Raw genomic sequence first — 16122 nt, 5'->3', positions numbered from 1 at the left:
TTTTTTATTTACAGTTTAACATCCAATTGCGAACATATAGCCTTCGTTTGCATCGATAAGGGCGTAATAAGTATTCTTAGTAATATTTCCCACATGGTTGTATCCTCTGCTTCCTGAATTTGTTCTTACAGTCGATACCATAACACTCAAAGCACCATTTGGCCAGCTTAAAGGGAAAGTATAGGTAGTGGCATTACTCATTAAATGAGCCCATTGCAATATTAACCCGTTACTGAATTTTTGATAACCTCCATTTCCAAATGCTAGAATACCAAAACCCGCATGTCCAGCATCGTAATCAGAGCCAGGAGAAGTTGATACAGAACCATCTGCCATTAAAAATTGACTAGAAGTTCCGCCGGTTTTAATAAAGCTCTTACCTTCAACCTCTTCTGTAAAAGTTTTATTCCCTCCAATTGTCTGAGCTGTTGTTAAGTCAACGTATTTAGTATTTAATTCTAAATCTGATAAAGTCACGGTGCTTTTGTACCAATAATCAACTTCTATATTACGATCGCTTATTACGGCTGAGAATGTGATATTACCATTGTTATAATCTACAGCATAATCTTTACCTACACCTTCTCGAAGTAGCTGGCCATTTTTATAGATTCTAATACTATCTTTTACAGGTATTTCTTTTAAAGTGATTTTATCATTGTTAAAAGTTTCTTCGTCAAAGTTCTCTTTGTAAGGAATAGACAAACTTCCAAGTATCGGATTATAATCAGATCCTTCAGTTTCGGTATCAAAATTTTTTGACCAATAATTTATTTCAATATTTCGACCGCTTATTGGAGCAGTAAAAGTAAGTACGCCACTGTCGTAGTTTAAATTATAATCTTCAATTTCCTTTAATAATTGTCCGTTTTTATAGACTTTAGCACTGTCTGCAATAGGAGCAGAATCTAGTTGAATAGATGATCCTGAAAAATTATCTTGAAATTCTTTGTAAGGAACATAACAATTCCCCGCAATAATTCCCGCATTTTGAAATGCAGCTTTTAAAAGTGCCGGAGTAATATAATGCTGATTATCTGTTCCGGTTTCGACCATTTGAAAATTGGCTTTGTCATCGTCTCTATGAACGAAATTGTCAAAAATTTCGACAAAGTCAAAGTGCGACGGAATATCTCCATTGTTGAATTTGTTGTGAAAGTCATTTCTGCTTGTTGCCATTTTATTTAGTTTTATTTTTTTGCTTTTGAATGTTTTAATAGACCTGAAATAAATACCAATGATTTGATTCATTGGTATTTATTAATTTTAAAGAGTTAGGATTTTTTCCTCGCTGCTTAACATGCCAGATGCGTTTTCTGAGATTGCTTTAAAATGGTGGTAGATTCTGTCACCGTCTTCATTCTTAATAATCAATTCATCCGTTTTTAATTTAGTCTGCTGAAGCGGTAAGGCAACATTTTTGAGATTTGTTGAAATTTCATGAATCTTCTCCCAATTCCCTTGACCGTTCATTTTGTATAAATGATATTTACCATTATAAACTGTTTTCTCCCAGTTGAAAACTACAGAAGTAAACATTCCTCCATTTGTTCCCGTGACAGTTCCAGAGGCTTCTAAAACAGGAGATTCGGGTGAAACATTATCAACAATAACTGTTGCTGTAATTTTTGAAGGCTGTGACGGAGTATAATCAATATTTATATTTCGATTTTCTGTTGTTGATTCTGGATCAGCATACTCAATTTGTTTAGAAACCGTGATTCTGTAAAAAAGACCATCGCCAAAAGGAACTTCTTCTAAATCTTCAAATTTGTCGTAAACGGTCCATACATTTTCAAAATCTGCAGATAAAGTATCTTCATCAATTACAATTTCTTTAGCCAATTTCATCGTTCTTATTGACTGAGCTTCGAGCATTGTATTCGCGCGATAAATATTAATTTTCCTGATTTTGTACTCTGGTTGATATGCATTTAATTCAATCTGAACAGCAGGTTTAATTCCCAACACCTGATTTTCAAGAATTGGCATAATCCTTTTGATTTCAGGAGTTTTTGGTGGAGTAGAAGCTACTAATTTTACAGGTCCTAAAAGGTCACTGAATTCTCCAAAATTCATTTTAATGTCCATTTCGCGAACAGCGTAGAAATAAATGTTTTGCGAGTTTCCATCCAGATTAAAATCGGTAAATTGGACTCTATTTTCACTTTCGTTTACCATTTTCATCATTGGTGCAATGTTAAAATCAGCATCAGATGGTTTTAAAGCATTTCCGTTTTTATCTTTGATGGTTTGTTTTTTATTAACCGGTGTATAGTTATTGCCCTTGATATACTCATAAATTACAGGCACTTCAGTTAATGGAACAAAGGCGTTATGAAGGGCTTGTTCAATAAAATAAACCGCTAACATTGGCTTTTGGACTCCTTGCGAAATTAAAACTTGATTTAATGATGTAATCGAAGTTATTGTTGGCTCTTGTGTACTTTGTGTTTGATTATGCCATTTGATAAAATCATTAATTAACTCTATAAATTCGTCATTGTCAGGCAATGGAAATTGATAGTTTTCTTCAGGGTTATTTTTTGGAAAAACATCATATTGACCTCTTGTTGCAAGTCCATTAAAATCTAAAAAGTCTGCCCATCGTTTGTTGAAATCAATTTCATCATTTCCGCCCAATTTGTTCAATTCTTCGCGAATAGTACTTACTGTCGTTGGTTTGTATAAAACATTCAACAAATCTTCATCATTGGCTCTATAATGCAATAGTCCATAAGGTTTTCGTTCTCGATTATACTTAGTCGTAAAAGTAAAAGTCGAACGATTGTAAAAATCTGGTCGTGTTGCATACAAACTTCCACCGATAATCTCTTCAGGCTTTTTAGTTTTTTCAACCTTGACAGCATACATTGGACAAGGAATGCTAATTTTTGATTTGTAACCGATAGCTGGCTTTGAATGTGTGCTGATTCCAAAACTAGAGTAGTGCGTACTTTCATTTTCTCTTGGTTGAATATTTTCTTTTGTAATTCCTGAAACAGGATCTGCGTACAAATAAACTTTGTAACTCGGATAGTAGTTTACAGACTGAGATACATAATCGTTAGGGTAACTTGACGAACCATTTTTTGTACGAGGACCGTCTTCTGCACCTAAAATTTCATCATAGTCCTCCGCCACGGTTTGTGTGACGTAATTACCAAGTTTAAAATCAGGATCGTCAATATATAAGACTAGATTTCCAGTTGTACCAATATTTTCGGTTTTATAAACCTTAAACTCTTTTCTCGATTTTACAGGAACAGGATTTCCTTCTTTGAAAGCACTTTTTGTAAATAGTCTGACAATACCATTTGACCATTCCACAGAGTTTTCTTTCTCCGATTTAAATTGAGAATGTTGAGGTAAACTAAAGTTTTTGAAAATAACTTTATATAATCCTAAATGTTTTCTTTCGGTTGGCAACGGAATCAGATCGCCTTCTTCATTTACTTTGTATTCTCCATTTTCGTGCATTTCGTACGAATCTTCAAAAACTCTTTCAATTACAGCTTTGTTCCAAACTCCTCTTGTTTTTTCGACTTGCAGATTCTCTCCGTTTTCATTGGTGTGATCTATAACTTCACGATGAATTACATTTAAATTCTCAGGATATTGAACTGTGAATCCAATTTGAGGCTGATGCCAGTTAGAAGCTGTCTGCATATTTTGCACTAGTGTACACAATCTGCTTTCAGGAAGTTCAATATTTTGAATCTGCTCAGAATCTATCGTTGCATCTCCATCAGCATGTAGTTTGTCAGTTACTTCCTTTTTAAGTACTTCAATTAAAGCATAATCAAAAACATCCTTAGAATTTTCATCTTTTTTAAGTTTAACTTCGATATTTTGAATCAGATAATTTTGATCTCCAATCGTTAGAATTCCTCCGTCAAATCTCGTTTTATTAGAATTATCTAATCCAATTTTAATTTCCTGTCCGCTACTGATAATTTTATACTCTCTTATTTTTACAATTGCAGTAAGGTTATTGGCAGTATCGTTGTCAATAATTTCAATTTCACCGTATTCAACTTCAGGAAGCCCATCTTTATAATACAGTTTAAAATGATCTGCCAATATTTCCTTGTCATTAGGAAAAATAGAGTTTTTATTCTTTTCTGCTTCTTCGACAGACATTCCTTCTGGAACGGGATAGCTTAACAATTCCTGAGCAGAATAATAATCAAACATAATTCTGACCAATGTTTTGTCTGCACCAGTAATCTTGCCTAATAATTGTTGTTCTGATTGAGAGGTAAACAATAACGGATTTTCTTCTGTAACCAAAAGAGCATTTATATTGCTCGGAGGCATTAGATTATTGGCTGGTTTGATATCAGATTTGATACTAATTTGACGTCCAGATGTCGCTCTTGAGAAAATATTAATTCCATATCCTTGATAGATATAGGTGTTTTCTCCAGTTTGTTCCTGAATAGCATTTAAAACTGATTTTCCAGTCTCAGGAATGTTAATTGGAACAGTTTCAAATTCTGATTCTTTTAGATTTTGATTGATACTTTTGTATTCAACATCATGTGATAATTCTGGATTTTTCCATTTTGTTTCAGAAGCAATTTTATGATCAATTCCTAAATAGACAGGGAAAGTAAAAGTACTTCCATCATATTCTAATGATGATTTGAAAAAGTCATTTTGTGAATTAGGATTTGTAGTTACAGTTACAGTTACAGTATCATAATCCATGATATCATCCATAAACAAGCTCACGTACCTTTTTTTTCCGTCAAAACTGTAGCCTTCAGGAGTTGTAATTCTGTTATTTGGATTTTCATCAGAATCAACATTTAATCCTGGAACAATTTTGCTTAACTGCACAGGAAGAGGCATACGTTCTGTATGGACAGAAGTTGGAATACTCATTGAAAGATGTTGCATTTCTTTTCCTTCTATGCCATCTTCTAAACTTCCGAAAGTGGTGTATTCTGTTAAGTAAATGTACTCGCCATTATAAACTTCTTCATCAAGATCTAAACAGCCCAAACCTAACATACGTGCAACGTGATAATCGTTTGCTGCAATATTCAAAAGATCTAGATACGATATTTCGGTTAAATTCTCAGCATATTCCTGAACTTCTCCATCTTTTGGGTCATTGATAGGGATACGATCACCAAAAGGGATATTTTTTTCTGCTCTAGAATTACCTGATTTACTTAAATCAATATATTCCAGTACAATATCTTTGATGTTTTCATCAGTAATATCATTTGCAACAGTAGGTCTGTTCCATTTTGCTTTATAGTTTTTAATGTTTACATATTCACCATCATTAAATTTCAACCATTTTCCATGAACAGCGTTTAATTTTGGTTCAAGCTGCTCAAAAACTTTAAAATCATCTGTGTCAAGACCGTATTTTCCTTTTAAAATCCAGTTTCCGTTAACATTGGCATTAGTAATGAAATCTGAATAAAACTCAAATTGAATAGCATTTAAAAGGCAATAATTAGCTTTAAATCGAATACTTCTTCCATTTTCAGCAACTACACGAATCTTATTGTTTAATTGCTCTGAAGTATAGGTTTTACGGCTGCTAACATTTTTAGAAGCAGTGATTTTGTTTTCGGCAACAGATAAAGTTTCTAGTTTTACACTTTTTGAAGCATTTGGAGATGAAAAATCTAATTCGGCCGCAAAGAATAAATCTGTTTTGGTTTCAATCTCAATCAAACTATTTCCATAAGCTTGCATAAAAGCAACAGGATTAGTTAATGGATCGATGCCCAGTTTAATTAATTTATATTTTTTATCATCTTTAAAATTAATATAAACAGATCTTTGTGGATTTGCTGTTTTATAAATCCAAAGTGCTTTTCTATTATCAACAACATTTGGATTTTGGGTTAAATCTAAAGTTTGACTAATTTTTGTATAAGGTGCTCTGTAGACTTTTACAAAGTCATCAGGTTTATTAAAGCTTGAATTAGAGTTTTGTCCATCATACAATTTGCCTTTTGGAAGGTGATTATCACCTAACTTGCCATTCAACATCCATCGAAGATGAATTCCTTTTGTACTGTCAATTCCTCTTGAACCTGCTGCGGCGATTTGTAAATAGGCTGACTGCAGATTTGTTTTTTCTGAGGAAATATCAATGATTGCTGATTCTCTACCGACATTAAAATCAATCTTAATTCCTAAAGGATTAAAAACACTGTTTACATCTACTAGAGCTGAAAAATGGCCAAGCGCTAGGGCTTTCCCTTCAATTCGAATTGGAACTTCTACTTCAGATTTTCCTGGAATTGTTACCGAATTGTCAAGCTTAAAAATAAGCCCGTTTAGATTTTTTTCTTTATGAATTTTTGTTCCACCACTTAAAGTCAGCGCAACTCGACTTTTGTTTTTTAGGACTAAAGTTCCGGACGGTTTACTAATTTTAATACCTTTCTTTAAAGAAGGATAAACTAAATTGTCGTCAACAATGCTTACGTTCGAAAAACAGCCAATTTGTAAATCAGATAAGTTGGTTGCAAGTCTGTTTAATTCATTTCCTAAAGTACTGAAATCTGAAACTCTGATATAATCTGAATTTAAAGCAGATGTTTGATCATTTTTTAAAATTGGTGTTCTTCCTAAAAAGTTTGTCAGTGGTGTAGTTAGTTCTTCAATAGTATCAAACGAGCTTGTTACTCCGTACACAAAAACTTTCGAGTTAAGATTGAGCTCAGTAAACAGATTTTTTAAAAACTCAGAATTATTGACTTGCAGACCATCTGTAACTACAAAAACGATATCTGGTGTGACAGATAAATTTTTGGCAACATTTAAACCAGAAGCCCAATAATCTGATTGTATGCTTTCATTTCCAAGACCATATAAATCAATCCAATTAATAAAATCCTGACGATTACTCGCGATTTTTTTCTGGATAACGTTATCGAGTCTAACAGCGGTATCGCTGTTAGACATTCCGATTAACGAAAGTGTAATATTACTTTGTGCCTGAGAATTGATAAATGAAGTTAGCCCGTCACGGATTTGCTGTGCTTCGCTTCCATTGATCGAACCAGATTCGTCGACTACAATTGCTACATAAGTTGCACAGCCCGAGAGCTGGTTTTCCTGAAGATTTATAGAACTCATTTTTTTCTTATTTTTTTAAAGATTTGTATTGTATAATGGCAGTATCTGCGTATCAAGAGTATTGGTTAAAGAACCACTTCCTTCGTTATTCCACATTTTGTATTTAAACCTGATTTTCAAGTTTTCTATTCCAGAAATGGTTTTGCTGTTATGCATAATCAAAGCTTGCGAGTAGTCTTTTGAATGCAGCACACTGTATCCTGATATTGGATTTTCTAGTTCATCTAAAACAGAAATAGTATCCTGAATTTCTTCTAAAGGCATTTTCGGAATATTAAATGGCTCTGGATTTCGAACTAAAAGTGCTATCGTTGCTCCAGTATTTGTATCAATAATTTTATTTATCTCAGTGCCTTGTGCAGGATCAAGAGGAGAAAGTTTTAAGATTCCTTCGGTTGCACGATCAAACAAATGCTGATATTTTGTTGCCATAGAATCGCTCAATGCATTTGTAGCATTATCAGTTTTAGGAGCGATTAAGTAATGCAGAGCATCAATACGTTCCTGATCTAGATTAACATTCACATCATATAAAGCTTCTTTAGTTTTTTCTTTATCAACAAAATAACTCTGAACTTGTTCTTTAAAATCTTCATAACGCGAAGTCTGGAATCCAAATTGATGTACCAGGATATTTTTGCTTTCGCTTGAAATTCCTATTTGCGCACCATCAAAAAAGTTATTGACTAAAACAGTATACAGTTTAGAAGGTTTTAAATTGGTTAAAGTTGTTTTGTATTTTAATGATTTTGGTTTTAAAGGATCTCCTAACTCAAGAGTACATCGCGTCTTAGAAGGATCTTTAATAAAATTGTTTAACATTCTAACACCCAATGGAATTCTAGGATCATTATCATCAGTCCATTCTTCGCTATTATCTTTTTCTATCGATTGTGGATAAGCGATTTTTTCTTGTCCTTCTTCCAATGCTTTTATTGGATATTCAATAAGCAGATCAGTCAATGGATCTTTGATGAAAAGATTTAGTTTTCCCTCAATCTCAGGTTTTCCAGTTCCGTATGAAGCCCAATCTTTAAACATGTGTGAAGTATAAGTACTCGTAAAGAATAAAGAAATATCACACTGTTTGTTGCCGTAAAATGAAGGTTTAGACTGTAATAAACTTCCGTCTGCATTTGGATAAGAACGATTATAATCTAGATAACTTCTTAATGAAGTTAGCGGAGATTTAGACAATGCTGTCAATTCATTTTTCGCCGGCGGATTTTGAGGATCAATTGCTTCAGGATCCTTAACCGGGAAGTGCCCAATTGGACCAAGAGTTTTAAATCCATAATAATATTTAAATTCTGTTGGATTCTTTTTATTATCATCAACCGTATCTGTTAAGGTAAAATCTAAACAGTATGTCGTATTTGGTCTCCAAATTGGCTGTACTGTTGTTTCGACAGCATTTTTCATCGCTTGTAACTCCTCAGCTACAGCAGGAATATCCAAAATGGTTTTATTATGATAATACTCTTCTTTGCTAAACCAATCTACTCTCTGAATGTAAGTGGTATAATCAAGTTCTGGATCTTCAGTATTTACTAGACTTGAACAAATAATGGCATCAGTTGTAATTATGTTGGAAGTTTTAATGCTTCTTCTAAAATCTAAACCACTGATAAAATCCAATACTGTATAATTGATGCTTCCGCTTGTTAGAGCAGCTGTCGAAGCAGTTACAGAAACTTGTTCGGCAGGATGTAAAGAACAGTTATCAAATGCATCACTAAACAATGAGAAATAAACTCCCTTTTCTTTTGGTTTGCTCGAAAGCATCATAATCTCATTTACGGATGGTTCATTTTGAATATGAATGATTGAAGCATCCGTAACATTTGTTTCTCTTTTAATTAATCTTGCTTGGGTTAAAGTCTCATTCAATACAAACAAATAATGCGTATTGTAAGCTACAACCGAATGATCATTTAATGTTTGATTAGATAAATAAATTGCCGAATCAAAAATGTTGTCATTTTTTATTAACGAGAGAGTATTTCCATCAATTTGTGCCAGAGCATATTTGCCATTTGATAATTTAACCGAAAGCAATGTTTTATTATTCGCAATTATGGCATCGACAATTTCAACTATTTCATTTGTAGAAATTGCTTTTGTATCTGTTACTGTAATTACTTTTGATGCATTATTGACAATTAAACGGATAACTTTTTTATCCTTAGTAATCAAACTAAATTCATTCTCATTATGCTGAAGAACTTTAACTGCTTCTGAGTTAACTTTAGAACGATAAACCACAGTTCTATCGCTTCCTTTAATCCAGCTGATTTGTGTTTCATTTGATGATGTATTATTAATCCAAAGGAGGTCATTATTGGCTAATGGCAATACTTTATTAAAGCCTAAAGAATAAGTATTCAAATACTGTGTTCCTAAAATCGGATTTAGTTCTTCATCCATTTCAACAATTGCAGTTGCAGCAATTGGAGAGACACATCCTACAATAAAATCAAGATCGATCGTTGCTTCCCCAATTCCTTTGCATTGTTCTGCGTTTAAGGCTTGAGTTACAATTAAATTGCCATTTACAATCTGTAGAGAAGTTACAACTCCATTAATTAAACGTTCTCTGATAATAGCACCATCAGAATTGACATGTAATAGAATAGTAGTTTTAGCATCCTCTTTTGGATGGAATGTAATCACATACGAATCATTGAATTTAATTACCTGATCAAAATCATATAAAGCTCTTCCATTATAACCATAATAATGAGTAAAAGTCAAGGCATTTGGATTGCTTTCAGCATTAGGATTTTCATTACCAGCATCCAATTTCAGATTTGACAATTCAGTCATTAACGAATTGTATTTGGTAATTTTTACAGGATCTGTTAGTGTAATTTCAGTTTCTCCTGTTCGCTCATTATAAGTATCATTAAATAATGCAGCAATCTCATTTCTAATTTCTCTAATGCGTTTTGCTTTTGCAGAAACAGGACTAATTACAATTTTATCTATCTTTTTCTTTTGGCCATCAACTTCTTCAGTGTATAAGGTTATTGCATTCGAAAATTCAGCTTTCAAGTAAGTTTGTTCTGCCGAAAATACGCCTGTCTTAGTTTTACTAAAGCCAACAGGTATGTAGGATACTAATTTATCACCATCGTTAAACGTAGCAGTATAAGCTGTAATTTTTACTTCTTTTGCCTGAGTTGTAAGCCTTAATTCTGGATCAATTCCAGATTCAGGGAAAATAATTTCTAATTCGTTTTCATTTCTAAAAGACAATGATCGATTATAGCCAAAAGGATTTTCATCAGTTGTAATACTCATAAAATCTCCACCTTCAAGCGTGTATTTATCTTCAATAACAGGAAGTTCGCCAATAAGTTTGAAAAACAAACCATTGATTTTGTCAGCTTCGTACTGCATTGGCACATAGTAACGCTTTCCAATTTGTTTGTTAAGGAAATCCATATGCTGTTTTTCGATTTCGGTTGCAGCACAAAACAATTTTGTAGACGTAATTCCTAACTGTTCAGGAACATGCCAACCAGGTTCTGCCGCACTTAAAAACGAGAACGGATTTGTTGCTAATACTCGAATAGAATCATATTGGTCAATAGCTTTTTGCCAATGTGCCCAAGGTAAATTTTTAACTTGATTACGAGGACCTTCCTTATTTTCTACAACCGCTTCAAAAGGATTATAATCTACCCAAGCAGAGCCATTCCAAGATTTTAAATTGATCGATTTGATTCCGTATTCATGTTTAACTTGACGTATTGGTCTTCCGGCTTTAGATGTCGCTTCAGGAGGCATCAAATCAGTATAGTTTTTGGCTTCACCTGTATATCCGCCAACTTTTTTGGCTAATTCAGTACTTGGCACTAATCCTTTAGCTGTTTTAATATCGATATAAGTATCTAAAGGAATTACTGCGGTAATAAACTCAGGCCTTGGCATACCGTCTGGATAAAGTTTGTCTTTATGATAATTTTTTTCACCAACAGATTTGAAATAATCCAAAGCAAAAGCTTGATTAGTCAACATATGGACTCCTTTGACATTTTCTAAAGTTCTGTCATCTTCGCCATCTCCGACTGTTCCTTTTGGAAGTGGGCTGTATGGCGTACGATCAATAATTCGGTTGAGATCCCATTGCAGTTCAACGGTAAAGTTTTTACGTACTTTAATCATGGCAATTCTTACTCGAACGCTCAATTCTAATTTGGCATAAATCAAGAAAGGCTTAAATGATTCGACAGAGAATATGGTATCTAAAGCAATTTCAACATTAATAATCCAAAGTTTAATCTGAATTCCTCCGCCAGCGCTAATGTAACCACCCATTTGAGGACGTTTGAATGAGATTTTTCCACCCATTTCCAGATAAGCCCATAATTTGACTTTGGCAGGGCCAAAACTCTGCTGTAATTTAAAATCTAATCTTGCTCCAGCTTCAATACCTTGAGCAGAAATCATGATAAAAGATTTTGCTGTAAATAAGGTTAAAACTTCTGCTGTGATTGGATCTTTTTTAGAGCCAAGATTTACATACCAAGGCTTCTGATTTTTGAAGAAGAATCCAGCTTCTAACAAGGCATGAAGCTTAATAATTTGTCCGCTGTCTTTCGGGATACTAAAATCTGCTCCAGCAGCTAATTCTAAGGAATCGTCTCCAAAGGCAACCATGGCAAAGAATGGCGGATTACTCGGATCATCTTCAATTAATCCTAATCTTGAAGAAATAACATTCAGTCCAGCTTCAATGTAAAATAGAGTAGGCAGAGACAGTAAAAGCATGGCTCTTAGAGACAATACATGTCCGCCATCTGCAACGGTTCCAAAAGTGGCCCCAGCCCCAATAGAAAATGGAGAATTGTACTGCATTGAATCTGGTGGCCCACTGAATTTTTTAATATTGATACCCGGTTTTGGATGTTTGTAATATTCATACCAAGTATCGTCTTTTGTTAATCCTACAGCTTCTTTAGTAGCGACATATCTAAATCCTAATAAACCTCTAAAGGCATTAATGGCTAAAAATCCAAGAGGAATAGGAACAGGCAGTTCAATGCTTGCGTCAATTAAAAAAGCAGGATATTTAGGCATAAAACGCATGCCGACACTTCCTGAAATTTTTGCTTTTGGCAGTTTTAAGCCAACTTCACCAATAAATTCCTTAGATTTTCCTGGTTCAGGAAGCGAAATCATACCATTGATAATTGCCATAGCTGAAGCCTCCGTAGCAGTTCCTGGAATGATTAAATCGACTTCGATAGTTTGGATTCTTAAAAAGGAATCTTTTTTAAGACCGTTTTCGGAGTTCTGATCAGTAGAGTAATAAAATTTAACCCCTTCACCACGAGCATCAACTCCAAGCGGATTAATACTGATTGCACCATCAAATCCCCAGAAATTATATTTACGGCCGTTAATTTGGGTAGAACCAAAGTTGATATTCGTGACCGCCATTTGGACTGGGCCTAAATTGACAGAAAGACTGATCGGAATCGGAATAGATCCTCCTTCAACTTCAATATTTCCATCGCTGTACACACGCAGTTTTTCAACTTCAAATCCTTTTCCTTTTAATAAACTTCCCATTAAAGTTCCTTCAGGAAAAGAAACATAACAAGACGTGCCTAAATAGTAATCTTCATCCTGTTTTCCGAGTTCGAAACTATGGAAATCAATATCTACAAGATTAAATAGATTTGCTTTTGGCTTATTATCTTTTGGAAATGAAGCAGTAAGATTAAAGTCTCCCTCATCATTTAAGTGGCCTTCAAGGTTAACTTTTAATGGATCTCCATTTTTTTCTTTAAGTTTAGGAATTTCTAAAGCACCTTTAATGTTAGAGTTTGTAACTTTATTTTGTTTGAAAGTAATATCAAATTTATTGAAGCCTACTTTGAATCCTTTTTTCTCAGAACCAATAGTTTTCCAAAGTGTATTGTCGTAAAGTTCTGCCAGAAAGCTTTGATAATCTTTAGCATCATTAAAAATATAAGTTGTCGAAGCATCAATAGTTGATGAATTTATTGATGAAAGTGTAGTTAACGATAAAGGATAATCAAATGCGTACGGTAAAGTTTTACTGTTCAATTCTTGCAAAAAGACAAGTAAAGAAGAGTAATCAGCAATTTCTTTTTTATTGGCCACACCATTTTGTTCGTTTTTTTCGAACATGGTGATTGGATAATTAAAATTGAATTTGTCATTAAAATAACTAAAAGCACCATCTGTACTTGGAACTGTTTCCAGATAAATATTTCCAGAAAGCCCACCTGTACCAATTAACAAATCTGAAGCCCCAATTTGTAATGTAGGAGCTGTGCTTCCCGGAGTTTCAGGAACTTTATTAAACCATTTTGTGGGCAAAGTAACAGAAACAGCACGAGCATAAACTCCAACGAAATCATTTGGGCGTCCGTCTGCATCAGCTTCTGGAATATTGGTTTTTTTGCTTAAATCGACTTTTAAAGTATCTAGCTCAAGAAGTAGGCCCGTATTGCCGATCATGGCAGTTTTAGGCTCGAGTGATCCTCCCATTTCTAATTGATAACCAATACCTTCTTCAGTATCAGCATACAATTGTGCTTTACCGAATATAAACATCGATTTTTCATTGCCAGTACCATAATCAGAACCATCAGATTCGACAGGTTTTAAGATGTTTCTTGGAAACTCAATTCCAGCGCTTAAAGCTAAAGTTGCTTTTGCTTTTGGGGTAATAATTCTTTTAATGTGAGCTTCGATTCCGTCTGGAGCTACAATGTTGTAGAAATCTTGCAATTTTTGCTTGATTTCGTCTAAAGTAAAACCTTCTCTAGCGATATAAGTTCCGAATAATAATAGTGGAGTCGATTTTGTAATTACAGTACTATTGTTGATGAGGTCAATAATACCGCCAATGGATTGTTCTACATCTGTTGGAAATTCCAGATCAGTATTTTGAAGCGCATTAATATCTTCTAAAAGCTGTTCGTATTTTGTTTTTCCTTCTTCGGCTTCAACAAAAATATTCATCATATGAGCTAAAACTTGTTCTTCGCTGATGCGGAAAACCTGAAGACCCACCGTATAAAAGTCCTCCATAGAAAAAGAGAAGCTGCTGGCGCTGAATGTTTTTAAGAAAGCCAGAATTTCCCACTGATATTCTAACGTAATAGGAAATGATGATATAGAAGAATCATTGTCTTTTAGATCTGGATTAAGAACCAGACCTAGACCAAAAGGGAGAGGGAGTGCCAGTTTTGTACTTGAAACAATATCAAGACTGTAAAAGGCAGAATCACCACGATATCCTTTTGAGTATTGTAAATTTTTGTAATGAATTTTATCAAAAATGGAGTTCAAGCCATCTTCGACAAACGATAAGAATTCTGGTAAATCGTCTACAGTGATTATCTCGGACAATCTCGGATAATATCTTGCTGTAGGAATCGGAACCGCAGGAATGGGATTAGTTGGCATATTCTAATTTTGTTTTTGACTTTAATTTTGTTCGTATTCGGAATGATTAAATTGTAGTTAGATCCAACCAATCATTGAGGTAGGTGTAAAAGCATAGCTTTTTAGGAATTTTTCTAAGCAGTTTGAGCAATTTATTCGGCTAGTAATTTTTTCAAAAGATTTTGTTTTTAAGAGGTTTTTATTCTCTTTTTTTCTTTTGACAGTGTAAAGATGAGCTTAAAAATGGAGCTTAAAAAAGAGCTGCTTAGCGGTTTAACATGGGTGTTCTAGGGCTTTACAGAGTTGTAAAGAGAGTGGATGAAGTGAATTTGGTTTTGAAAAAAGAAGATGAAAATACTAAATGGAAAAAGTGATGTATTTTGATATTTAGATATAAATTATTTAAAATGATTTATTTAAAAAAAAAGAATATAGATTCTAGTTCTTTTTTGACTTAAATTTTGAATTCTTTATTTTAAATGTTTTTATCTGATTGTTTCTAGATAAAGAGCGTAGTTATTTAAGCGAATTATTTTTGAACTATTTTTTCCTTGACTATTTGTAGAATCTGCATAAGTAACTGTATTGACAAAAACAAAGCAGAAAGAAGCTTCGGAAGTTCCTAATGTTCTACTGTTTGAAGCATCACGCAAGTAATATGTTGCTCCTTCATTTGTTGTAATACCATCCTTTATTTTTTGTGCCAAAAATTGTATTTTTGACCACTGAGATAACGTAATGTCAGAATTTTGTATATCAGTTAAAAAGGGACTTTGATAAATTTTTAGTCCGTTATTATTTAGTCCTGAAAATTCTATAATTTTAATCTGATTTGTAGGCGAAATTCCACTAAAGTGCGATGAAAAAAGTCCATTGTTAATTTTTAGATAAACTTCACTTTTGGCTTCTATTGGTTCAATATTTCCTAAAGGAGGATTATTAGACAAAAAGTAAACTTCATTAGAAAGATTTAATCTTAACACTGAAGAATTTTTAATACTTCCAACGATAGTGTTGCTTGAAATTGATTGTGCGGTAGCTGAAACAGTTCCTGTTATATTAGTTTGAATATTATTACTTGCTTTAAATGGAATCAGAATTACCTCAGAATTATTTACTAATCTTGATCGAACACCATTATGAGTCTCCCATAATAGACCATTTTCATCACGTTCAAAGGCTCCGTTTTGTGGCGTAGTTGTTAAAGTTCCATTAGGTATAATAAGCGATGGTGTCGTTGTGTTTCCAGCGGCAAATGTAACTTTATTAGTAAAATTCCAAGCTCCAGAAATTGTTTGTGTTTGAGACTTAACCCACTGCCACCAATTGAAAAGCTTAGAACGGCTAACTATTTTACTATCTTCAGAAACAGTAGTGTTAATCTGCGTTTCTGCATCAGACGCAAGATTTACGGTTTTATTATCAATCATATCCTTTAGGACTTTTCCTTGTCTGGCATCTAAGGTTTTACCTTCAGTTGTGCAATCAAGTGCATTGTAGTTTTCGGTTTGAAGACCGTTTGCATCGCTAAACTCTAATTCACCATTTAGATTTGTTTTTAAAATTTTGTTTGGC

General features: G+C 33.7%; 4 protein-coding genes. All 4 read right to left on the bottom strand.

Annotated features, from left to right (window positions below; translation table 11 throughout):
- Positions 1-15 precede the first annotated feature (15 nt).
- Complete coding sequence (locus SOM12_RS22695; protein ID WP_095931288.1) at positions 16-1179, bottom strand: gp53-like domain-containing protein; 1164 nt, start codon at positions 1177-1179, stop codon at positions 16-18.
- A gap of 87 nt (positions 1180-1266) precedes the next feature.
- The gene (locus SOM12_RS22690; protein WP_320495610.1) at positions 1267-7116 is read right to left on the bottom strand and encodes a hypothetical protein; all 5850 of its coding nucleotides are present in this window, start codon (positions 7114-7116) and stop codon (positions 1267-1269) included.
- A gap of 15 nt (positions 7117-7131) precedes the next feature.
- Complete coding sequence (locus SOM12_RS22685; protein ID WP_320495609.1) at positions 7132-14568, bottom strand: hypothetical protein; 7437 nt, start codon at positions 14566-14568, stop codon at positions 7132-7134.
- A 464-nt stretch (positions 14569-15032) separates the two neighbouring features.
- Positions 15033-16122, bottom strand: a 1090-nt coding sequence (locus SOM12_RS22680; RefSeq protein WP_320495608.1) for a hypothetical protein, incomplete at its 5' end; no start/stop codon positions are given.

The sequence above is a fragment of the Flavobacterium sp. CFBP9031 genome, assembly GCF_034044945.1.
Lineage (GTDB): Bacteria > Bacteroidota > Bacteroidia > Flavobacteriales > Flavobacteriaceae > Flavobacterium.
This window is presented reverse-complemented; position numbering and strand designations above follow the sequence as displayed.